Source organism: Mesorhizobium sp. B2-8-3, assembly GCF_006440815.1.
Taxonomy (GTDB): Bacteria; Pseudomonadota; Alphaproteobacteria; order Rhizobiales; family Rhizobiaceae; genus Mesorhizobium.
On sequence record NZ_VFTW01000023.1, the window covers coordinates 58,811 to 80,730 of the forward strand.

The 21,920-nt window shown below is 62.4% G+C and carries 18 protein-coding genes; 13 read left to right on the top strand and 5 right to left on the bottom strand.

Annotated elements, in window-relative coordinates; genetic code table 11:
* Window positions 1–45 precede the first annotated feature (45 nt).
* Together FJ418_RS25585 and FJ418_RS25590 are read left to right on the top strand one after the other, a co-directional pair.
* On the top strand, window positions 46–1,194 hold the full coding sequence (locus FJ418_RS25585; protein WP_140870390.1) for an aminotransferase class I/II-fold pyridoxal phosphate-dependent enzyme: 1,149 nt from the start codon (window positions 46–48) through the stop codon (window positions 1,192–1,194).
* A 5-nt stretch (window positions 1,195–1,199) separates the two neighbouring features.
* Window positions 1,200–2,129 (top strand): glutaminase, encoded by a 930-nt coding sequence (locus FJ418_RS25590; protein WP_181167086.1) that lies wholly within the window; start codon window positions 1,200–1,202, stop codon window positions 2,127–2,129.
* A 134-nt stretch (window positions 2,130–2,263) separates the two neighbouring features.
* Here the strand turns inward: FJ418_RS25590 and FJ418_RS25595 are convergent, their stop codons facing one another.
* Window positions 2,264–5,200, bottom strand: a complete 2,937-nt coding sequence (locus tag FJ418_RS25595) for a ribonuclease E/G (RefSeq protein ID WP_140870396.1) — start codon at window positions 5,198–5,200, stop codon at window positions 2,264–2,266.
* A gap of 702 nt (window positions 5,201–5,902) precedes the next feature.
* Here FJ418_RS25595 and FJ418_RS25600 point away from each other — a divergent pair.
* The 9 genes from FJ418_RS25600 (at window position 5,903) to FJ418_RS25635 (ending at window position 14,361) form a co-directional block, all read left to right on the top strand.
* A complete protein-coding gene (locus FJ418_RS25600) occupies window positions 5,903–7,102 on the top strand; it encodes an N-acetylmuramoyl-L-alanine amidase (RefSeq protein WP_246683212.1) in 1,200 nt (399 codons plus the stop codon).
* 225 nt (window positions 7,103–7,327) lie between these two features.
* Window positions 7,328–9,784 (top strand): penicillin-binding protein 1A, encoded by a 2,457-nt coding sequence (locus tag FJ418_RS25605; RefSeq protein ID WP_140870405.1) that lies wholly within the window; start codon window positions 7,328–7,330, stop codon window positions 9,782–9,784.
* A gap of 17 nt (window positions 9,785–9,801) precedes the next feature.
* Window positions 9,802–9,984 (top strand): hypothetical protein, encoded by a 183-nt coding sequence (locus FJ418_RS32075; RefSeq protein ID WP_181167089.1) that lies wholly within the window; start codon window positions 9,802–9,804, stop codon window positions 9,982–9,984.
* Window positions 9,913–11,044 (top strand): peptide chain release factor 2 gene (gene prfB / locus FJ418_RS25610; protein WP_140707675.1). Its coding sequence is split into 2 segments (ribosomal slippage): window positions 9,913–9,978 and window positions 9,980–11,044, totalling 1,131 coding nucleotides; the frame shifts between segments, so codons are not numbered across the junction. The genes FJ418_RS32075 and prfB overlap by 72 nt, the downstream gene beginning before the upstream one ends.
* Window positions 11,045–11,074: 30 nt before the next feature.
* Entirely contained in the window at window positions 11,075–11,479 is a 405-nt protein-coding gene (locus FJ418_RS25615) for a GFA family protein (protein WP_140646945.1), read from the top strand.
* 294 nt (window positions 11,480–11,773) lie between these two features.
* Window positions 11,774–12,151 carry a hypothetical protein gene (locus tag FJ418_RS25620; RefSeq protein WP_140646946.1) on the top strand — a complete coding sequence of 126 codons (378 nt, stop codon included), beginning with the start codon at window positions 11,774–11,776 and terminating at the stop codon, window positions 12,149–12,151.
* Window positions 12,152–12,338: 187 nt separating this feature from the next.
* On the top strand, window positions 12,339–12,707 hold the full coding sequence (locus FJ418_RS25625; protein ID WP_140646947.1) for a GFA family protein: 369 nt from the start codon (window positions 12,339–12,341) through the stop codon (window positions 12,705–12,707).
* A 137-nt stretch (window positions 12,708–12,844) separates the two neighbouring features.
* Window positions 12,845–13,495, top strand: coding sequence for an OmpA family protein (locus tag FJ418_RS25630; protein WP_112099652.1), 651 nt, complete (start codon window positions 12,845–12,847; stop codon window positions 13,493–13,495).
* Between the two features lie 257 nt (window positions 13,496–13,752).
* On the top strand, window positions 13,753–14,361 hold the full coding sequence (locus FJ418_RS25635) for a hypothetical protein (protein ID WP_140870407.1): 609 nt from the start codon (window positions 13,753–13,755) through the stop codon (window positions 14,359–14,361).
* Window positions 14,362–14,458: 97 nt separating this feature from the next.
* Here the strand turns inward: FJ418_RS25635 and FJ418_RS25640 are convergent, their stop codons facing one another.
* Both FJ418_RS25640 and FJ418_RS25645 read right to left on the bottom strand, forming a co-directional pair.
* Complete coding sequence (locus FJ418_RS25640) at window positions 14,459–16,012, bottom strand: DEAD/DEAH box helicase (protein WP_181167087.1); 1,554 nt, start codon at window positions 16,010–16,012, stop codon at window positions 14,459–14,461.
* Between the two features lie 190 nt (window positions 16,013–16,202).
* Window positions 16,203–16,976 (bottom strand): NAD kinase, encoded by a 774-nt coding sequence (locus FJ418_RS25645; protein ID WP_140646950.1) that lies wholly within the window; start codon window positions 16,974–16,976, stop codon window positions 16,203–16,205.
* A 654-nt stretch (window positions 16,977–17,630) separates the two neighbouring features.
* On the opposite strand from FJ418_RS25645, the gene FJ418_RS25655 reads away from it, so the two are divergent.
* Window positions 17,631–18,617: an NAD-dependent epimerase/dehydratase family protein gene (locus tag FJ418_RS25655; RefSeq protein WP_140870413.1), complete on the top strand. Its 987-nt coding sequence runs from the start codon at window positions 17,631–17,633 to the stop codon at window positions 18,615–18,617.
* 27 nt (window positions 18,618–18,644) lie between these two features.
* On the opposite strand, the gene glf is transcribed toward FJ418_RS25655, so the two are convergent.
* Window positions 18,645–19,826 (bottom strand): UDP-galactopyranose mutase, encoded by a 1,182-nt coding sequence (gene glf, locus FJ418_RS25660; protein WP_140870416.1) that lies wholly within the window; start codon window positions 19,824–19,826, stop codon window positions 18,645–18,647.
* Window positions 19,820–20,761, bottom strand: coding sequence for a hypothetical protein (locus tag FJ418_RS25665; RefSeq protein WP_140870419.1), 942 nt, complete (start codon window positions 20,759–20,761; stop codon window positions 19,820–19,822). The genes glf and FJ418_RS25665 overlap by 7 nt, the downstream gene beginning before the upstream one ends.
* A gap of 159 nt (window positions 20,762–20,920) precedes the next feature.
* Between FJ418_RS25665 and FJ418_RS25670 the strand changes: the two genes are divergently transcribed.
* The gene (locus FJ418_RS25670) at window positions 20,921–21,850 is read left to right on the top strand and encodes a hypothetical protein (protein ID WP_140870422.1); all 930 of its coding nucleotides are present in this window, start codon (window positions 20,921–20,923) and stop codon (window positions 21,848–21,850) included.
* Window positions 21,851–21,920: the final 70 nt, after the last annotated feature.

Here is a 21,920-nt window from a genome sequence, read left to right on the forward strand (position 1 = left end):
CGCTGCCCTCGAACCGGGGCAGTAATGGCAGTTGGAAGAGGTCAAATGGTCGTTTCGCTTTCACGCCGAGGGGAAGTCGAGCCCTTCCACGCCATGGACATCCTGGCCGAAGCCAACCGGCTGAAGGCCACCGGAGTGCCCGTGGTGTCGATGGCCGTCGGCCAGCCATCGGATCCCGCGCCGGCCGGCGTCCGCGAGGCGGCGGCCGCGGCCCTGCGGCACGGCCGCATCGGCTACACCGACGCCTTGGGTCTCGCCGATCTGCGCAAGGCGATCGCGGCGCATTATGGTGAGCACTATGGGATCGACGTCGCGCCGTCGCGCATTGCCGTCACGACAGGCTCGTCCGCCGCCTTCAACCTCGCTTTCCTGGCCATGTTCGATCCGGGCGACCGCGTCGCCATCGCCGCGCCCGGCTATCCGGCCTACCGCAACATCATGGCCGCGCTCGGCATCGAGATCGTCGAAATCGAGCTCGGCGCGGATGCCTATCTGCATGCCGAGCACCTCAAGGCCGCGCATCGCGACAAGCCGCTGAAGGGCGTGCTGTTCGCCAGCCCCGCCAATCCGACCGGCGCGGTCATTCCGGCGGATGAACTTGCCGCGCTGGTGAAGACGGCCGAGGAACTCGGCATCGCCGTGATCTCGGACGAAATCTATCACCGGCTGGCCTACGCGGCGCCAGATGTCACCGCGCTGGCGCACGGCGCCGGTGTCACCGTGATCAATTCCTTCTCGAAATATTATTGCATGACCGGCTGGCGGATCGGCTGGATGGTGCTGCCGCAAGAACTGGTGCGGCCGGTCGAGCGTGTCGCCCAGAGCCTCTACATCTCGCCGCCGGAGCTGTCGCAGGTCGCTGCGATCGAGGCTTTCAAGGCGACCGAAGAGCTGGAAAAGGTGAAGGCGCGTTATGCCTGGAACCGCGACCTTCTGATGAAGCGCCTGCCGGAACTCGGCTTCGCGCTCGCCGCGCCGATGGACGGCGCCTTCTATGCGTTCTGCGATGTCACCCGCCACACCAACGACAGCATGGCTTTTGCGCGCAAGATGCTGGCCGAGGCGCATGTCGCGGCGACGCCCGGCCGTGATTTCGACCCGCTGCAGGGCCACCGCACCATGCGCTTTTCCTATGCCGGCAGCCATGACGAGATGGTCGAGGCGCTGGCGCGCATCGAACGCTGGCTGAAATAGAAGCCATGCCGGAACTCGAGCAGGCACTGGCCGAAGTGGCCGCCGAAATGGCGCAGCGTACCGATCGCGGCGAGGTGGCGACCTACATCCCGCAGCTCGGCAAGGTCGACCCGAAGAAATTCGGCATCGCCGCCGTGACCAATGACGGCCGCGTCATGCTTGCCGGCGATGCCGATCAACCCTTTTCGATCCAGAGCGTCTCGAAAGTCTTCACGCTCACGCTGGCGCTTGGCAAGGTCGGCGATGCGCTGTGGCATCGCGTCGGCCGCGAGCCGTCCGGCAATCCGTTCAACTCGATCGTCCAGCTCGAACACGAGAACGGCATCCCGCGCAATCCGTTCATCAATGCCGGCGCCATCGTCGTCTCCGACGTCCTGCTCGCCGGCCATCAGCCGCGTGAGGCGATAGGCGAAATCCTGCGCTTCATCCAGTTCCTCGCCGATGACGAGACGATCATCATCGACCGCGAGGTCGCGGCATCCGAGCGCGCCACCGGCTACCGCAATTTCGCCCTGGCCAACTACATGAAATCCTTCGGCAATCTCCATCACGAACCGGAGCTGGCGCTAGGTGTCTATTTCCACCATTGCGCGATTGCCGTGAGTTGCCGCCAGCTTGCCATGGCCGGCCGGTTCCTCGCCAATGGCGGCAGGAACCCGGCGACCGGGCATTCGGTCGTCTCGGCCGAACGGGCGCGCCGCATCGGCGCGCTGATGCTGACCTGCGGCCACTATGACGGTTCCGGCGACTTTGCCTTCCGCGTCGGTATCCCCGGCAAAAGCGGGGTCGGCGGCGGCATTCTCGGCATCGTGCCAGGGGTTGCTTCGCTGGCGGTGTGGTCGCCCGGACTCAACGAGAACGGCAACTCCAAACTCGGCTCAATCGCCATGGAGAAGCTCGCCCGGATGATGAACTGGTCGATCTTCGCGCCGTAGAGCAGCAAAGTGCTGGCGGTTTTCCAGCGGACCCAAGCTGAAAAAACTGAAAAGGGCTGCCGGCGAAATGAAAAATCCCGCGCCGGATGCGGCACGGGATTCTTTCGAAAGATCAGCCTAACGACCTGAAAGGCTTAAAAAAAGCCTTTGCGCTGCCACCAGCCGCCGCGCTTCGGCTTGTCCTCGGCCTTGGCTTCGTCGCTTACATTCGACGACACGACGGGAACAACCGGCGCGTCGACTGACTGTGGCTTGCGCCGCGTCGGGTGGGCGCCGGCGGCAGGCTCCGCCTCGGATGCCGCAGCTGCCACGGGCTCCGGCTCGGCAGCCACGGGCGCGACCTGGGCCTCGGCCACCGGTTCGGACACCGTCTCGGCCGCGGCTTCCTCGGCCACCTTCTTAGCCCTCGAACGGCGGGGCTTCTTCGGCTTTTCGATCGTCTCGGCATCGTCATTAGCCGCCGCCGGGGCGGCAGGTTCTTCCGCGGGAGCGGCTATTGCCGGCTCGCTTACGGCGTCCTGGCCTTCAACCGACTCACCCTCGATATCGCCGACCGTTTCGCCGGCAACGGCATCTGAAGCTTCGTCCTCTCGGCGGTTGCGCTTGCCACCGCGCTTCCCGCGCCGGCGCTTCTTTCCGGAACCGTCGTCGGCAGCGGCCGCCACGGCCTCGTCGCCGGCGGTCACCTCCTCGGTGGTCTCTTCCGTTGCATCATCATCGGCTTCGCCGGCTTCCATCGGCGCCGCCGCGACGTCCCCGTTGTGCTCGCGGTCGCGATCCCTGCCGCCGCGCCGCCGCCGACGCTTGCGACGCTTGCGATCACGGCCTTCGCCATCCTCGGATCGCTGCTGATGCTGGCCCTGCTGCGCGTGGCGCGGCTGTTCGGCCGGGACCGAGACTTCCTCTTCATCTTCCTCGACGACGATCTCGTCCTCGGGCTCTTCCGGCTCGACATAGGCCGGCAGGCTGCGCACCTCGACAAAGCCTTCCGGCTTCTCGGCAACGGCGCCGCGGAAGATCGCGTAGTGCTGAGTGCCGAGCGTCTCGTCGGCCTCGATCGTGATCGTCAGGCCGAAGCGGGCTTCGAGCTCCAGCAGGTTGGCGCGCTTGTGGTTGAGCACATAGAGCGCGGTCGCCGCCGGTGTGCGCACGATGATGTGGCTGCGCGAATCCTTGAGCAGGAATTCCTCGATCGCCCGCACGACCATCAGCGCCACGGAGGAATCGGAGCGCACATGGCCCGTGCCGCCGCAATGCGGGCAAGGCTTCATGGTCGATTCCAGCACGCTGGCGCGGATGCGCTGGCGCGACATTTCCATCAGGCCGAAGTGTGAGATGCGGCCGACCTGTATACGGGCGCGGTCGTTCTTGAGGTGATCCTTCAGCCGCTTCTCGACGGAGCGGTTGTTGCGGTTCTCCTCCATGTCGATGAAGTCGATGACGATCAGGCCGGCAAGGTCGCGCAATCGCAACTGCCGCGCGACTTCCTCTGCCGCTTCCAGATTGGTGTGGAGCGCGGTCTCCTCGATCGAATGTTCCTTGGTGGAGCGGCCGGAGTTGACGTCGATCGAAACCAGCGCCTCGGTCTGGTTGATGATGATGTAGCCACCGCTCTTCAGCGTCACCTGCGGCTGCAGCATGCGATCGAGCTGCGCCTCGATGCCGTTGCGCACGAAGATCGGCGTGGTGTCGCGGAATGGCTGAACCACCTTGGCGTGGCTCGGCATCAGCATGCGCATGAAATCCTTGGCCTCGCGGTAGCCGTCTTCGCCGGAGACAAGGATCTCGTCGATGTCCTTGTTGTAGAGGTCGCGCACCGAACGCTTGATCAGGCTGCCTTCCTCATAGACCAGGGCAGGGGCCGAGGACTGCAGCGTCAGGTTGCGGACGTTTTCCCAAAGCCGCATCAGATATTCGTAGTCGCGCTTGATCTCCGCCTTGGTGCGGCTTTCGCCGGCGGTGCGCAGGATGACGCCCATGCCCTGCGGCACGTCGAGATCGGTCACGACCTCCTTCAGCCGCTTGCGGTCCTGGGCGTTGGTGATCTTGCGCGAGATGCCGCCGCCGCGCGCCGTGTTCGGCATCAGCACTGAATAGCGGCCGGCAAGCGACAGATAGGTGGTGAGCGCCGCGCCCTTGTTGCCGCGCTCTTCCTTGACCACCTGCACCAAAAGGATCTGGCGGCGCTTGATGACTTCCTGGATCTTGTACTGGCGACGCACCGGCTTGCGGCGGTTGCGGATTTCCTCGAGCGCGTCCTCGGCGCCGACCGATTCGACCTCGTGCTCGTCCGAGTGCGAGGCCGAGACGTCCTCCAGCATGCCGCGATCATTGTCGCTGGCGGCGGCTTCGCCGCTCTGCTCGGGCTGATCCGCCTGCGGGACCGCCTCGGAAATCACATCTGCTTCGATGCTGGCGGCAATCGAGGTCGGGCCACCTTCGGATGGCTTGCCATCCTCATCGTCCGTGGCGTCATCTCCGCCAGCTTCGCCGGCGGATTCTTCAGCCGCTTCCGATACGGCCTCGATGGCCTCGGAGACTGCTCCGGCATTTTCTGCCGGGGTATCGGCGGTCTCGCCGCCGGCTTCCTCGCCCCTGACAACCTCAGCGGCGGTTTCGTCAGCTATAGCCTCGACCGTGCTTTCCTCGTTCTCCGAGGAAGCGTGCTTGTGCTCGCCGCGGTCGCGGTTCTTGCCGCCGCGCCGGCGGTTGCGCCGGCCGCCGCGATCGCGCGCCTGCTGCTCTTCGCCGTTCTCGGCCTCCTCGTCGTCTTCGTCTTCGGCCTCCTGCGCTTCGGCGCGCAGCAGGGCCTGACGGTCGGCGACCGGGATCTGGTAATAATCGGGATGAATTTCACTGAAGGCGAGAAAACCGTGACGGTTGCCGCCATATTCGACAAAAGCTGCCTGGAGGGAAGGTTCGACGCGGGTTACGCGGGCGAGGTAGATGTTTCCTTTGAGCTGCTTTTTGTCCTGGGATTCAAAGTCGAATTCTTCGATGCGGTTACCGCGAACGACAACAACGCGTGTTTCCTCCGGGTGGGAGGCGTCTATCAGCATCTTGTTGGGCATTATTTTGTTTCCTGCCGGCAGCCGACAGCCGCAGCTGGCGTGGCAATGCCCGCCGCTGTGCGCCTGTATCTGTGTGCATGCCGGATAATTGAACGTCCGCCGGCCGCCGCTTGAGCGCAATGGCGGTGCCGCCCGCAGCCATTATGGCGCGGTTCGATGCGGACCTTTCCATGATTGCGCTTGAAGCCATCGGCACCCAGCAGAACCTTTTGAACCAAAGCCCGGGCTGAGCCGGACCAGCTTGTTTGCTCATAAAGAGCCGGCACGGGACCAACCCGGCCGTTTTCCTCACGCAAGCGATTCCCCGCCACGAGGGCACACCTGCGAAAATCGTCGCGACCACCCGAGCCTGGAAGGGTAAAGGAGCCGCCTTTGCATCCAACCTTTGGCAGGAAACTGCTGAGGCGAGCGGTTCCAGGATTGCAGTGATCCAACGTCGCTTTTATGATTTGGCGGGATGGAAGGCAACCCCGATTTCGGATGCCGGCAAAAAGCGCTTCCCCCCGGGAACGTGCCTTCTTCCCGCTCCATGAAAGGCTTGGTTAACCTTCTCTGAATACCAATCGTTAATCGAGTTGGCAGCCTGACAGGCACTCTGCGAGAAAACCGGGCGCAATGCGTCAAACCGGGAGCGACGGATAAGAGATGGGACCGGCGGGCGCCGCAGACAAGAGGGGTGGGGCCGCTGGGCATTTCCTGCGCGTGGCCTGGACTGCCTTGCTGCTGGCACTGTTGTTCTGCCTTACAGCCGCCGCGCGTGCCGACACCCTGCTTGGCGCGACCGGCTACAAGATGGCCGGCGACGCCACAAAGATGCGCATCGTCGTGAATTTCGACCGCGAGCCGGACGTCAAATGGTTCCTGCTGCGCGGCCCCAATCGCCTCGTCGTCGATCTGCCGCGCACGCGATTCGCGCTCGACGCCAAGGATGTGAAGCCGCACGGCCTTGTGCGGGCCGTTCGCTACGGCGATCAGCGACATGGCTCGCGCCTGATCCTCACCGGCAAGGGCCCTTTCGCCGTCGACAAGCTCGACGTGCTCAAGAACGACGACGGCAGCGGCTATCGCATCGCCATCGATATGTCGGCTGCCTCCGAGCGGGAGTTCGACGAAGCTCTCGCCAACCAGTCGCTGACGACCGGTTCGACGGTTTCGACCGAAAAGGGCGAGCGGGTCGGCACCGGACCGGTCTCGGCGCCCGGCCATCGCTTCACGGTGGTTATCGATCCCGGCCATGGCGGCGTCGATGGCGGCGCCGAAAGCTCCGCCGGCACGGTCGAGAAGGATGTCACGCTCGCTTTTGCCAAGGAACTGCGCGACAAGCTGGCCGCGGTCGGCAAATACGATGTCTACATGACACGCGACAACGACGTGTATCTGGCGCTGGACGAGCGCGTGCGCATCGCGCGCCAGCACGAGGCCGACCTCCTGATCTCCATCCATGCCGATACGATCGCCATCAAAGGCCTTCGCGGCGCCACGGTCTACACGCTCTCGGACAAGGCTTCCGATCCGGAGGCCCAGGCGCTCGCGGATCGCGAGAACCTGTCCGACCAGTTCGCCGGAATGAAGATCGAGGACGACAACAAGGAAGTCACCGACATCCTGATCGACCTGATCCGCCGTGAAACGCATGGTTTCTCGATGAGCTTCGCCCATACGCTGGTCGGTCAGCTGTCGACCAGCGTCGGCCTGATCAACAATCCGCAGCGCTCGGCCGGCTTCAGGGTGCTCAGGGCCCCGGACGTGCCGTCCGTCCTGGTCGAGCTCGGCTACCTCTCCAACGTCAAGGACGAGGCGCAGCTGCTCAACGCCGACTGGCGCGGCAAGGCGGCGCAAAGCATAACCAACGCGGTTGCCCTGTTTGCCGCCGCCAAGACCGGAACCGCGACGGGTGGCTGACCCCGCCGCCCACGACCGCCGGACGTCTACAACCACAAGCAGCGTTGCATGACGACAACACCCGGCGTTATTATTCGCCAACCGAGTCCTCAAATTTCGCGCTGCCGTATTTTGTCCACATGGTCGCGACATGGGTTTTTCGATTGCGGATTGGGACCGCCCCTGGAAGCTTGCGCGACTGTCGGCTTCGTCTAGGAAATTCCCGAACCTCGGACTGGAGCGGGCATGATTCGTCTCATCGGCTATTTCTTTGGCATCGGCACGACGCTGGCGCTGCTGGTGGCGGCCGGTCTTGCCATCTACATCAGCCATCTGACGAAGGACCTGCCCGACTACGAGGTTCTGGCCAAATACGAACCGCCGGTGACGACGCGCATCCATGCCTCCGACGGCGCGCTGATGGCTGAATATGCGCGCGAGCGGCGTCTCTATCTGCCGATCCAGGCCATCCCGGACCGCGTCAAGGCCGCCTTCATGTCGGCCGAGGACAAGAACTTCTACAACCATCCGGGCATCGACATCACCGGTCTTGGCCGCGCCATCATCGTCAATCTGCAGAATTTCGGTTCCGGCCGGCGGCAGGTCGGCGCCTCGACGATCACCCAGCAGGTGGCCAAGAACTTCCTGCTCTCTTCCGATCAGACCTATGAGCGCAAGATCAAGGAGATGATCCTGGCCTTCCGCATCGAGCAGGCCTATTCGAAGGACCGCATCCTCGAGCTCTATCTCAACGAAATCTTCTTCGGCTTCGGCGCCTATGGCGTCGCGGGCGCCGCGCTCACCTATTTCGACAAATCGGTCAACGAGCTGACGGTCGCCGAGGCGGCTTATCTCGCCTCGTTGCCGAAAGGCCCGAACAACTATCACCCCTTCAAGCACGCCGACCGTGCCCTGGAGCGCCGCAACTGGGTCATCGACCAGATGGTCGAGAACGGCTACGTCACCCGCGAGGAGGGCGACAAGGCCAAGGCCGAACCGCTCGGCGTGACGCCGCGCCGCAACGGCTCCTATCTGTTTGCCGGCGAGTACTTCACCGAGGAAGTCCGCCGCCAGATCATCGCGCGCTACGGCGAGAATGCGCTTTACGAGGGCGGCCTGTCGGTGCGCACCACGCTCGATCCCAAAATCCAGCTTATCGCCCGCAAGGCGATGCAGAACGGCCTGCTCAAATACGACATGCTGCGCGGCTATCGCGGTCCGGTGACGCATATCGACGTTTCCGGCGACTGGGGCGTGCCGCTCGGCAATGTGAAGGGCCTCGAGGACGTGCCGGAATGGACGCTGGCCGTCGTGCTCGACAGCTCGGCAACCGGCCTGACCATCGGCATCCAGCCGACGCGGCAGATTTCCGGCGATCTGGTCAAGGAACGCGTCCAGGGCACTGTCAGCAAGGAAGACATGGGCTTCGCCATGCGCCACTTCGTCAACGGCAAGTCCGTCAGGGCGAAGTCTCCGGCGGAAGTGCTGGAGCCCGGCGATGTGGTCTTCGTGCAGAAGAATGACGGCTCCGACAACACCTACATGCTGCGCCAGGTGCCGGAGGTCGAGGGCGGCCTCGTCGCCATGGATCCGCACACCGGCCGCGTGCTCGCCATGGTCGGCGGCTTCTCCTACGCGCAGTCGGAATTCAACCGCGCCACCCAGGCGATGCGCCAGCCCGGTTCCTCGTTCAAGCCGATCGTCTATTCGGCGGCGCTCGACAATGGCTATACGCCGGCCTCGGTGATCATGGACGGCCCGATCACCATCCAGAGCGGCAACACCACCTGGACGCCGAAGAACTATGACGGCACGGTCGCCGGCCCGGCCACCTTGCGCTCCGGCATCGAGAAGTCGCGCAATCTGATGACCGTGCGGCTCGCCAACGACATGGGCATGAAACTGGTCGTGGAATATGCCGAGCGCTTTGGCGTCTACGATCATCTGGCGCCCTATCTGCCGATGGCGCTGGGCTCCGGCGAGACGACCGTCATGCGCATGGTCTCGGCCTATTCGATCATGGCCAATGGCGGCAAATCGATCAAACCGTCGCTGATCGACCGCATCCAGGACCGTTACGGCAAGACGGTGTTCAAGCAGGACGAGCGCGGCTGCGAAGGCTGCAACGCCGCCGAGTGGAAGAACCAGCCGGAGCCGGAGCTGGTCGACAATTCCGAGCAGGTGCTCGACCCGATGACCGCCTACCAGATCACCTCGATGATGGAGGGCGTCGTGCAGCGCGGCACCGGCGCAACCGTCGGCGAGCTCGGCCGCCACATCGCCGGCAAGACCGGCACGACCAATGACGAGAAGGACGCCTGGTTCATCGGCTTCACCCCGAACCTCGTCGTCGGCCTCTATATGGGCTACGACACGCCACGCGGCCTTGGCCATGGCGCCACTGGCGGCGGCTTGGCGGCCCCGATCTTCAAGGACTTCATGCGCGTTGCGCTCGACGGCAAGCCGAACACCGACTTCCAGGTTCCCGATGGCATGAAGCTGATCGCAATCAACCGCAAGACCGGCATGCGTGCCGCCGAAGGCGATCCGAACACCATCATCGAGGCTTTCAAGCCCGGCACCGGTCCGGCCGACAGCTACTGGGTGATCGGCATGGGCGCCGATGGCTCCAACGGCTCCGGCGCGGGGCTGTCGCCGCAGGCCAACCAGGCCATCCAGGACGGCGGCGGCGGCCTCTACTGACGTTGCCGGATTTCGCAATGGGCCGGCAGGTTGATGCCGGCCCATTTCGCTTTACAGGCAGCGATGCCGTGCCTATGTATCGCGCCTATTCCGAAAAGACCGAAAAGAACAGGACCGAACGAAGAGCCATGCGCGCGGAAACGCTCAACATTGTCGACGAGATCAGGCAGGCGATAACCCTGCTGAGGAGGCATCTTTGACTGGGACCAGGCTGTAAAGCGGCTTGAATACCTGAATTCGCGCGCCGAGGATTCCAGCCTCTGGAATGATCCGATCGAAGCGCAGAAGCTGATGCGGGAGCGCCAGGAGCTCGAGGACGGCATCGCCGCCGTCAAGGGGATGACGCAGGCGCTGGAAGACAATATCGGCCTGATCGAACTCGGCGAGGAAGAGGGCGACGACGGCATTATCGCGGAAGCGGAGGCGGCGCTGCGTTCGATGCAGGGCGAGGCGAAGGCCCGCCAGGTCGAGACGCTGCTCTCGGGCGAGGCCGACGCCAACGACAGCTATCTCGAAATCCATGCTGGCGCCGGCGGCACCGAGAGCCAGGACTGGGCCTCGATGCTCCTGCGCATGTACACGCGCTGGGCCGAGCGCCGCCGCTTCAAGGTCGAGGTTCTGGAAATCCATGACGGCGAAGAAGCGGGCATCAAGTCCGCCACCGTGCTGATCAAGGGCCACAACGCCTATGGCTGGCTGAAGACCGAGTCCGGCGTCCATCGCCTGGTGCGCATTTCGCCCTACGACAGCAACGCGCGGCGCCACACCTCCTTCGCCAGCGTCTGGGTCTATCCGGTCATCGATGACTCGATCGAGATCAATGTTTCCGAATCCGATGTGCGCATCGACACTTATCGTTCCTCGGGTTCGGGCGGCCAGCACGTCAACACCACCGACTCGGCGGTGCGCATCACCCATTTGGCGACCGGCATCGCGGTCGCCTGCCAGGCCGAGCGCTCGCAGCACAAGAACCGCGCCAAGGCCTGGGAAATGCTGCGCTCGCGGCTTTACGAGGAAGAGCTGAAGAAGCGCGAGGCGGTCGCCAATGCTACCGAGGCGTCGAAGAGCGACATCGGCTGGGGCCACCAGATCCGCTCCTACGTGCTGCAGCCCTATCAGCTCGTGAAGGATCTGCGCACCGGCGTCGAAAGCACTTCGCCGTCGAGCGTGCTCGACGGCGATCTCGACGAGTTCATGGAAGCCTCGCTCTCGCATCGCATCGAGGGCGGCGCGGGCGAAGCAGTGGCGGACCTCGACTAGGGGTCCCCGCGTCGCACGAGGGAGGAGCCGGTGACGCGCAAACTTACCGGAAAATGCTTCTGCGGCGCAGTCCACTATGAGGTTGCGGACGAATTCGTTTATGCCGCCAACTGCCATTGCTCGAACTGCCGGCGCACCACGGGGTCGGCGTTCAAACCCTTCGCCGGCATCGAGCGCGAAAAGTTTCGCCTGACCGCCGGCGATGACCCGCTGCTGATCTACGGTGACGAAACTGGCCACGACGCGCATTGCGGGCGATGCGGCTCGCTCATCTATTCGTTGGTCCGCGACGGCGCCTATGTGCATATCGCCATGGGGACGCTGGTCGACGATCCGACCATACGGCCGACCGCGCACATCTTTGTCGGGTCCAAGGCGAAGTGGTTCACAATCGCCGACGACCTGCCGCAGTATGATGGGCATGTTCCCGGCTGAACGCTTGGAACCAGCTTGAGCCGAATCCCGTTGTCCGGCACCAGTTCCGTGCGGCTAACCGGTCGTTAACCAAGCCGGCACACGATTCTGGATAGCAGGGGTTGGCGTGAAGCGCGGCTTTGCCGATGCAAGCGGATGCTTGCGCCAACCGAGGAATCAGCCCAGCCTTTGCGCTGGGAATAAAAGCATTTATGGCCGGGTGCGGCATATCTGCGACCGACGATCCGGCCACTGGGAAGATACGTTCCGGGAACGGGCAAGCGAAAACGCTTGATGCTCGAAAGGAACGTTTCGATGTCTGCTGCCATATCAAGATCGGCCCAAGCCGTTCGACCGGCTGGCCGACTTTTGTTCTCCCTGTTCGCTGTTGGAGCCATCTCGGTGCTGGCGCCGCCGGCCATCGCGCACGACGCCCAGCCTACGGCGGTTATGCCGCAAGGCTGGAAATACCCCTTTGCCTGTTGTGCCAACTTCGATTGCAAGGAGGTGCCGCAGTCATCGATCAGCGAGCGGCCCGAAGGCTATGTCATAAAAGGCACGGGCGAGGTGGTGGCCTATAGCGACAAGCGGGTCAAGAATTCGCCCGACGGCGAATATCACTGGTGCGCGCATCAGGCCGGGCTCGACGCCGGCAAGACGATCTGCCTGTTCGTGCCACCACCCTCTTACTAGGGCTTTGGACCTGCCGCGGGAGGCAAGACCCGGGCCTCGATCCACGGCAGCAGAAGGCTGCATACCCTGCTGACAGACGGTTGTCAGGACGGCTTCTTTATGTTGCCTTGCCACGGAGCAATTCCAGGTTTTCCGTTCGGAATTGCGTGAAAGAAAGCGCGTGGCGGACAATGGGAGAGGTGAGTTCATGACCATCAAGGGAAGCTGCCATTGCAAGGCGACAACCTTCGAGGTTGCCGAGGCGCCGCGGACGGTGACGCAATGCACATGCTCGTTCTGCTCGAAGCGCGGGTCGCTATGGGCGTATTATGTGCCGTCGCAATTCAAGCTCACGAGCCCGCCGCAGAACGTCTCCTTCTACCGCTGGGGCTCAAAGACCGTAAAGCATGGTTTCTGCGCCACCTGCGGCTGCGGCACCTTCACCGAAACCCCCGATTGGTCGACCGGAAAGCCGGACTTCGACAACCCGAAGATCAGCGTCAATTCGCGCCTGTTCGACGATTTCGACCTGGATAAGGTCGAGGTGGTGGTCATCGACGGCAAGAATTTGTGGTAGACGCGAAGCGGGAACGACCGCCGGACTTTGCCGGCCGCATTCCCGTTCCGTTTTTCGCCGCATTTCATGCTACAAGGCTGCGGAAGGGCTGATTTGGCGCGGCCGCAAAGGCCGCGAATTGGAGAGGGACCAATCTCATGAAGAAGACTGTGCTCGTCGCCGTGGCGACGGCTCTATTGGTGAGCGCCTGCACCACCACCGATCCGTATACCGGCGACCAGAAGATCTCCAATACGGCAGCCGGCGCCGGCCTCGGCGCGCTGGCTGGTGCCAGCCTCGGTCTGCTGGCCGGCGGCAATGACCGCCGCAACGCCCTGATCGGTGCCGGCATCGGCGCGCTCGCCGGCGGCGCGATCGGCGCGACGATGGACCAGAACGAGGCGGAGCTTCGCCGTCAGTTGCAGGGCACCGGCGTCAGCGTCACCCGCAGCGGCGACCAGATCATCCTCAACATGCCGTCCGACATCACCTTCAATGTCGACCAGGACGCGGTGAAGCCGGGCTTCTATCCGGTGCTGAATTCGGTCGCGCTGGTGCTGAAGAAATTCCGCCAGACCACGGTGGACGTTTTCGGCCACACCGATTCGACCGGCGGCGACCAGCACAATTTCGATCTGTCGCAGCGTCGCGCGCTTGCCGTCGCAAATTACCTGTCCGGCCAGGGCGTCGATCAGCGCCGCTTCGCCGTCACCGGCTTCGGCAAGACCCGCCCGATCGCATCCAATGCGACCGCCGCCGGCCGCGAGCAGAACCGCCGCGTCGAAATCCAGCTGTCGCCGCTCACCTGAGAGAAAACGGCGCGTAGAGGCGCAAAACACCATCAAGGCAAACGGCCCCCGTACGGGGGTCGTTTTTGTTTGAAATGGTCCAAAGATGGGATCGAAGGTCTTAGGGCATTAGCTTGTTCTAATTGATGCTTTTCTGGAACCCGTGAAAGGACTACCATCCTGCTGTTCCAGAGGGGATGGGGCGGTGAATTGGCCGCGCAATCAACACCTGCCGCCCCGGTCTTGCACGGCCAGATCAAGGAATCTGGGAGGAATGCATGACAAAAACAGCTCGCTTGGGGCGCTGCGGCGTCCTCGCTTTGGCGTGTCTCATCGGCACATCGTTCGGGGTCGCGACGGCCCGGGCCGAGGACGCCAACAAGGCCGACATCGAAGCCTTGAAGAAATCGCTGGTCAAGTATCAAGATTACACGGCCGCTGTCCGCGACCTCTATTTGTCGACTGTCGGCTGCGTCCACTATAGCGGCGAGAAGATAGACGGCGCGATGTACTATCCGAAGGGCGCGATGGGCATCCATTTCGTCAACGTCCCGAGCGTCGGCAAGCCGCTCGACCCGATGAAGCCCAACGTCCTGATCTACGAGCCGACGAAGAAGGGCTTGAAGCTGGTCGGCGTGGAATGGCTGGTGCCGCTGACACCGGACACCAAGGCGGCCCCGACATTGTTCGGCCAAAAATTCATGGGGCCGATGGAAGGCCACTATCCGCTCATTCCGAGAGAGTTCGTCCACTACGACCTGCATGCATGGCTGTTCAGGGACAATCCGAACGGCATGTTCAGTCCAACGAACCCGAACGTGAAATGCAGCAAGGCCGAGTTCCCGATGCTTGAGAAGCCGACCAAGATGATGCCGGGACCGATGTAGGCATCGCCTTTGGCCGGCTTGCTTCGGGCGAAGCAGAAAAAGAAATGCGGCCCCGTTTAGGGGGCCGCTTTCATTCCAGGCTATGCTGGGATCGACTTCAGACCTTCGCGACGATCCGCATGAAGGCCGGCACGTCGTCGCCGAAGCCGACGGTTGCGTCGTCTTCTTCCTGACGGTGGCGGCCGGGGCGGTCGCGCTGCGGGCGGGCGTCGCCGCGCTGCTCGTGACGGTTGCCCGGGCCCTTGCGCTCGTTCTCGGAACGGATCGCGTCCTTGCGGGCGCGGCGTTCGGCGATATCGGCCACTTCGGCGACGGGCTGTTCCGCGCGCGCGGTATCGGGCGTCTCGTCGCGCTTGGCGTGACGGTCCTTCTTGCGCTCGCCGCGTTCTTTGCGATCGTCCTTGCGGTCCTCGTCCTTGCGGCCGGCGCGACGCGGGGCGCCGCGGCCGCGGCGCGGCTGCTCCTCGCCCTCGCTCTCGGTCACGGTCGACAGGTCGCCGTCATGCCACTCGATCTTGGTGCCGATCAGCCTCTCGATCGCGTCGACATACTTGGTGTCGGAGCGGGTGGCGATGGTGAAGGACTTGCCGGCGCGGCCGGCGCGGCCGGTGCGGCCGATGCGATGGACATAGTCCTCGGCATGGATCGGCACATCGTAGTTGAAGACGTGGCTGACGTCGGGAATGTCGAGACCGCGCGCGGCGACGTCCGAGGCTACGAGGTAGCGCAGCTTGCCGTCGCGGAAATTGGCGAGCATCTGCATGCGGGCGCGCTGGTCCATGTCGCCATGCAGCGCGCCGGCATCGAAATCATGCTTCAGCAGCGACCGGAACAGCTCCGATACTTCGATCTTGCGGTTGCAGAAGATGATTGCGTTCTTCAGTTCCGCGTCTTCGGCCTTGATCAGGTTGCGCAGGGTCTCGCGCTTGTCCCATGGCTTCGCGCCGGATTTCACCAGCCGCTGCGTGATGCTGGTTGCGGTGGAGGCCGCCTTGGAAACCTCGACACGGACCGGCGCATGCAGGAATTTCTCGGTGAGCTTGGTGATCTCCGGCGGCATCGTCGCCGAGAAGAACAGCGTCTGGCGCGTGAACGGGATCATCTCGCAGATGCGCTCGATGTCGGGAATGAAGCCCATGTCGAGCATCCGGTCGGCCTCGTCGATGACGAGAATCTCGACGCCGTTGAGAAGGAGCTTGCCGCGCTCACGGTGGTCGAGCAGGCGGCCGGGCGTAGCTATCAGCACGTCGGCGCCGCGCTCGAGCTTCTTGTCCTGCTCGTCGAATGAGACGCCGCCGATCAGAAGCGCGATGTTGAGCTTGTGGTTCTTGCCGTATTTGATGAAGTTTTCCTCGACCTGCGCGGCCAGCTCACGGGTCGGTTCGAGGATAAGCGTGCGCGGCATGCGGGCTCGCGCCCGGCCCTTTTCCAGGCGCGTCAGCATCGGCAGCACGAAGGAAGCGGTCTTGCCGGTGCCGGTTTGGGCGATACCCAGCACGTCCTTGCCGAGCAGCGCATGCGGGATGGCGCCGGCCTGGATCGGCGTCGGCTTGGTGTAGCCGGCATCGGTGACTGCGGAGAGCACCTTCGGCGACAGGCCGAGGTCTGAGAATGTCAACGCTTCTTGAGCGATCGTGGTGTCTGAGGACAAGTGTTTGTTGTCTTTGTTGGTTGGGAAAATCGCGACACAGTAGCCGCGGCAGGCGCCGCGCGCCTGCAAGATCGGTGTTGCAGTTAGGCGCAAGTCCTCGATTTGTCAACAGAAACGGACCGAAATACAGCGATTGTGAAGACGTAACCTTAATCGCGACGCTTAATCGAAACAGTATCGTTGCGCCGGCTCAGTAGCGGAACTGCTCGGCAAGGATGCGTTCGTTCCATGAATGATTCGGATCGAACAGCAAAGTTGCCGTCGCCGTCGGCGATTCCCGCACGGTGATGGAGGCCACCGCCTTGACCTCGGTATGATCGGCCGCGGCATTCACCGGGCGCTTTTCGGCTTCCAAGATGTCGAAGCGTATGGTCGCCTTGTTGGACAGCAGCGCCCCACGCCAGCGGCGCGGTCGGAAAGGACTCACTGGCGTCAGCGCCAGAAGCGGGGCATCGAGCGGCAGGATCGGCCCATGCGCCGACAGATTGTAGGCGGTGGAGCCGGCGGGCGTCGCGATCATCACGCCGTCGCAGTTGAGCTCCTCCAGCCGCACCTGGCCATCGACGGTGATGCGGATCTTCGCCGTCTGGTAGGATTGGCGCCACAGCGCCACCTCGTTGATGGCCGGCGCCGAAACGGTTTCGCCGTCATGCGTCACCGCGACCATTTCGAGCGGCCGGATCGTCTCGGCGACCGCGGCGGCGATGCGTTCCTCGAGGCCGCCGGCGCGATATTCGTTCATCAGGAAGCCGATGGTGCCACGGTTCATGCCGTAGACCTTCTTGCCCGTGCTCATCGTGTCGCGCAACGTCTGCAGGAGAAAGCCGTCGCCGCCGAGCGCAATGATGATCTCGGCCTCCGCGACAGGCACCTGCCCATAGCGCGCCGACAGGCTTTCCAGCGCCGCGCGGGCGTCGTCGGTGTCGGAAGAGACGAAGGCGAAACGGCTGGCGGCTTTGCTCATGGCTCCCGGAGGGCGACCGTCTGCGGGGCCGCGCCGGCGACGGCGTAGCATGCGCCGCCCGTATCTGTGAAGGGCGCTGCGCTGGCAGGCGGGTCACACCCGACAATCGCGCTTCGTGACAGCCGCGACACGAATGTGATGGCCGCTATGGTTAAGGCGAAGCTTAAACACTCGTAAAGCCGGATCGATCATGTTAGCCGACAGTGGATGGGTTGGCGGGGGCTGGCCAGTCGAGAGACCTGTCTATTGCCGGTAACGCGTCTGATCATAGTCTTCCTGATGATGGGAAGTTTCGCGCTCATGTTCGCTGAACTGGTGCGCCATTCCGAAGAGATGAGCCAGCGGCCGCAGCCGACGGCCTCCCGCTGCGGTGACGCCACCGGGACGCCTTGTCCGCAAAGGGCGCTGTAGCCCGCCCGGGATGATATTCGCCGATGCGCGCATGAACGCCGCGCGGTCGCGATGACCGCGGTTAGTCGATCTTCGGTGAGATCTCGTGGGATTTTCCATCAGTCTCGGTTCTGCGCGCATATGCCGGATCCAGCAGGTCGCGAAAACGACGCTCGCTACATTGCCCTGTAATTCGCAAGGTTCTATGTGTCTTTTCGACAGAATCTTGGAGCGTGCGCGCTTCGAAAACAAATCGGCGCGATAATGCATGGAATAACCCGTAAAGATCGTCGCGCCGTGCTGGTCGCCGGTGGCAGCGGCTTCATCGGTTCGCATCTGGTCGATCGTCTCTTGCAGCGCACGGATCTCGAACGCCTGGTTGTGGTTGACAACCTATGGACCGGCTCGCGCCAGAATCTTGCACACTTTGACGATCCCCGATTGAGCCTCGAGGTGGAGAGTGCGGAGATATTTGCCACCTCACAGCGGTTCGATGAAATCATTCACTTGGCATCGCCCGCTTCGCCGCGCTGGTACATGAGCGATCCGGCTCGCACTATTCGTGCCAATATCAGTGGAGCTTTCAACCTTCTGGGTTTGCTCAAACCCGGCGGCCGCTTCTGTTTTTCATCTACCTCAGAGGTGTACGGCGATCCGCTGGTCTCTCCGCAACCGGAGAGTTATCGAGGTTCAGTGGACTGCACGGGCCCCAGATCCTCCTATGACGAAAGCAAGCGTTGCACGGAAGCGCTGTTGTTTGAGACCCAACGCACGCAGGGACTCGACGTGAGAGTGGTGAGGCTCTTCAACGTATATGGCCCCCGCACGCGAATAGATGACGGGCGCGCGATTTCGAACTTCATAAGCCAAGCGCTCACGACTGGAGTGCTGACCGTCTACGGCGACGGTCTGCAATCGCGCAGTTGGGGTTATGTCGATGACATTGTCGATGGATTGGAGCGTTTCTTCTGGCGCGATAACATTTCGTATCGCGGCCCGCTCAACATCGGTAACGATTACGAGGTTCCGGTCCTTGAGATCGCAAAATTCATCTGCTCCCTGGTTCCGGGCAGCTCAATCGTCCATCATGAACCGGTTCCTCAAGATCCGACGAATCGTTGCCCGGACCTGACCTTAGCCAAACGTATTCTTCCAGGTTGGGAAGCTGCTACAGGCTATCGGGACGGTATTCGACAGACCCTTGAGTGGTTCCAGAGCCAGCTCGCCGCTCCTGCCGCGGCCCAGGCCTAAGATTGCCTAAAGTGTCGCCGGCATCCGTCAGGAAGGCCGGCTTCTCATCGATACCGTTTCCAATCGACCTTCGAAATACGGCATGAAGACCGTCTCGAATGCCTTGAGCGCCGCGCCGATTGCCTGGTGCATGTCGAGATAGCGGTATGTCCCGAGCCGGCCGCCGAAATGAGTGTTTTCTTCCCGGTGCGCGCGCGCCTGGTAGCGCTCGTAGATCTGTTGGTCGGCGCGGGTATCGATTGGATAGTAGGGTTCGTCGCCGCGACGAGCGAAATGTGAGAATTCGCGACCGATCAACGTTCTGTCGCTGTTGAATTCCCGCTCAGGGTTGAAATGCCTGAACTCAACGATGCGCGTGTAAGGCACGGCTTCGTCGGCGAAATTCATGATGGCGGTGCCCTGATAGTCCGGCGTATCCATATGTTCGAATTCAATGTCGATCGTTCGCCATCCGAGGTCCCCTTCGGCGTAGTCGAAATACCGGTCGATGGCGCCTGTATAGGCAACGGGAATATTTTTGGGCAGCGATCCTTTGATCTCGAAGAAGTCGACGCCCAGCCTGGTCTCGATCTGCGGATGCGCAAGCATCTTCTTGAAGATCGCGGTGTAGCCGTCGAGCGGCTGTCCCTGGTATCGGTCGTTGAAATAACCGTCCTCGAATGTATAGCGCACCGGCAAACGCGCGATGATCTGCGGCGGAAGTTCGCGCGGATCGGTCTGCCACTGCTTGGCGGTGTAGCCTTTGATGAACGCTTCGTAGAGCGGGCGCCCGATAAGGGAGATGGCTTTCTCCTCGAGATTGGCCGGCTGCCGGTCGCCGAGTTCGGATGATTGCTCGGCAATCAGCGCCCGCGCTTGATCGGGGCTGAACCGTTTGCCGAAGAACTGGCAGATCGTCGCCAGATTGATCGGCAGGGAATAGACCTGGTCGCGATATGACGAGTACGCCCGGTGCCTATAGGAGCTGAATCGCGTGAAGGCGTGCAGGTATTCCCAGACCTCTTTGTTCGGCGTGTGGAAGAGGTGAGGCCCATAGCGATGGATTTCGGCACCCGTTGCCGGGTCGATCTCGGTGTAGGCGTTGCCGCCGACGTGGGCGCGTCGGTCGATCACCAGCACGCGACGCCCCAGCTTCGTCGCAATACGCTCGGCAAGTGTTGCGCCGTAGAACCCGGCCCCTACGATAAGAAGATCGACGCCGTTCAACATGCCTTTGCCTGGTCGGCGGCGTGAACCGGGCGCAAGTCGAGCGCGACGGTCGAAAGTTCGGTTGCCTTGAAGTGTTGTCGGCGGACATGCCGCCACAGCGTTTTCTTCAATCGATACACCTGTCTGAATGTCTTCAGCCGGAGGGCGTAATCCAGCATCATGCGCAGGCCGATGGCGGTCTTTGATCGCCAACGGCGACCCTTTCGGTCCACAGCCTCATAGGAGATCGGATAAAATTCATCCAGGCCAAATCTGGCCTGCAACTGCGCGTATTCCGCTTCGCGCGTAAGGCCGTTTTCCAACATCACTTGGGCAAGCGCGGTTCCGACAGGGCGTGTGTGACGGATCGACAAATTATCGAACACGGCGGACTTGCGTCGATTGTCGGCGCGCAGCCGCGTCCAAAGCGAATCCAGGCCGAAGCCACTCATTGAACGTTCGAAGAGCGGCAACACCTTGAGCAGTATGTCGGCCCGGAGGCAGGGAGCCATAATCTCGATCTTGTCCACGAAGCGGAACTCGAAACTGTCGCAGCGCATGAATGACAAATGCGAAAAGTAGCTGTCGAGCGTCAGGGAGGGCTGGCCGACATCGAGGTCGAGCCGGCGCATATTCGCAAATATGGCCTCGATGGTCTTTCGATCGGCCTCGAGATCGTCATCCGGAAGCCAGAAATACTGATAGCGCTGAAGCAGGTCAGGCTGCTGACGGAACAGTGCGAAAAGGCCGTCCCACTTGCCGCCTTTCTGATCCGCCCGTCTTTCGTAAGGCAAGCCGAAGGCCGAAGGATCGGACCCGTAATAACTGACAATCAGGTCGAAATTACATTCAGGCTCGTCCGCGCCCCAGCCACGGTGCAGGGACCTGTCGCCGGCTCTGACGATCACGAGATCGCGGTGGTCGGCCGACACCGGAGATTCGCTGACGATGTTCATGCTGCGATGGGCTGCCTTGCTGCTTGGCTGCGCTTACGCCAACGTTGCTCGGTTAAGTAGGTTGAACGCTAGGAGCGCTTGCCGCAAGACCGGCGGCCGGTTATCGACTGAGGGCTAATTCGGCATTCGCGAAAATGCCCCGTGTCAGGATGACTATCCATGAAGCTGATCGTTGTTACCCCGGCCGGGCGCGAGAAATACCTTGGCGTGCTCAGCCATCATGTTCTGAAGAGCTCTCGTGTCCACGAATGGCATCTGTGGGACAACTGCCGCAACGAGCAGGATCGCGCCTATCTTAGGCAATTAGCGAGCGCCGATTCGCGGATCAAAATCAAGACGTTGCCCCAGGCCAATGGAAGTTTCGACGTCATCGGACGCTTTTTCCGTTTCTGCGACGATCCCGATGCTTTCTATCTGAGGCTGGACGATGACATTGTGTTCCTTGAGGATGGTTTTTTCGAAAAGTACATGGAACGGGTGTTGCCCGAACGGGGCTCGGCCCTGTGGTATGCGCCGCTTATCATCAACAACGCCATCTGCAACACATTCATTAAATACCTCTCTGCGGTTCAGATCGAAGGGCCCCTGACCTGCCAGGCGATGTGCCCGTTCTCTTGGTCCCATCCGACTTTCCCACTTGCGATGCATCCGGTTCTGATCGAAGCGGTGCGCACCGGCCGCTTGGGCGATTTCCGGGTGCCCGACCGCGAAGTCAGGGCATCGCGGTTCTCCATCAACGCGATCGGCTTTTTCGGATCGGAAATAGTTGAGCTGGGAGACATTTTTCATCCTCAGGGAGACGAAGAAGAGTGGCTGTCGGCTGTGCTGCCCGCAAAGCTTGGGCGGCCGGGCAAGGTTTTCGGCGATCTGATTGCGGCGCACTTTTCCTTCTACACGCAAGAGAAGGCGCTTTTGGGCACCACGATCCTCGAAGATTATTATGATCTGGCCGGACTGCCGGCGCCTGTCTACAAGAAGACTGTGGTTCGGCTGAAGGACCGGTTGAGGCCCTGGAAGAAAAACCGCAATGGAACTCCGCCGAAATATACGATCACGCTCTCGAAAGATCGGGCGGATCCAATGCGGTAGGATGGCAGCATCGAAAGCCGCTGGTTTCGCCATTCGGAAGCGCCGGACCGTATCGTCCGCCGTCGGTCTC

Bases quoted from the DNA above. Each gene is read 5' to 3' on its own strand.
- FJ418_RS25595 (WP_140870396.1), bottom strand. From the start codon at position 5,200: ATGCCCAACAAGATGCTGATAGACGCCTCCCACCCGGAGGAAACACGC.
- FJ418_RS25585 (WP_140870390.1), top strand. From the start codon at position 46: ATGGTCGTTTCGCTTTCACGCCGAGGGGAAGTCGAGCCCTTCCACGCC.
- FJ418_RS25655 (WP_140870413.1), top strand. From the start codon at position 17,631: ATGCATGGAATAACCCGTAAAGATCGTCGCGCCGTGCTGGTCGCCGGT.
- glf (WP_140870416.1), bottom strand. From the start codon at position 19,826: ATGTTGAACGGCGTCGATCTTCTTATCGTAGGGGCCGGGTTCTACGGC.
- FJ418_RS25630 (WP_112099652.1), top strand. From the start codon at position 12,845: ATGAAGAAGACTGTGCTCGTCGCCGTGGCGACGGCTCTATTGGTGAGC.
- FJ418_RS25645 (WP_140646950.1), bottom strand. From the start codon at position 16,976: ATGAGCAAAGCCGCCAGCCGTTTCGCCTTCGTCTCTTCCGACACCGAC.
- FJ418_RS25590 (WP_181167086.1), top strand. From the start codon at position 1,200: ATGCCGGAACTCGAGCAGGCACTGGCCGAAGTGGCCGCCGAAATGGCG.
- FJ418_RS25620 (WP_140646946.1), top strand. From the start codon at position 11,774: ATGTCTGCTGCCATATCAAGATCGGCCCAAGCCGTTCGACCGGCTGGC.
- FJ418_RS32075 (WP_181167089.1), top strand. From the start codon at position 9,802: ATGGGCCGGCAGGTTGATGCCGGCCCATTTCGCTTTACAGGCAGCGAT.
- FJ418_RS25670 (WP_140870422.1), top strand. From the start codon at position 20,921: ATGAAGCTGATCGTTGTTACCCCGGCCGGGCGCGAGAAATACCTTGGC.
- FJ418_RS25635 (WP_140870407.1), top strand. From the start codon at position 13,753: ATGACAAAAACAGCTCGCTTGGGGCGCTGCGGCGTCCTCGCTTTGGCG.
- FJ418_RS25665 (WP_140870419.1), bottom strand. From the start codon at position 20,761: ATGAACATCGTCAGCGAATCTCCGGTGTCGGCCGACCACCGCGATCTC.
- FJ418_RS25605 (WP_140870405.1), top strand. From the start codon at position 7,328: ATGATTCGTCTCATCGGCTATTTCTTTGGCATCGGCACGACGCTGGCG.
- FJ418_RS25625 (WP_140646947.1), top strand. From the start codon at position 12,339: ATGACCATCAAGGGAAGCTGCCATTGCAAGGCGACAACCTTCGAGGTT.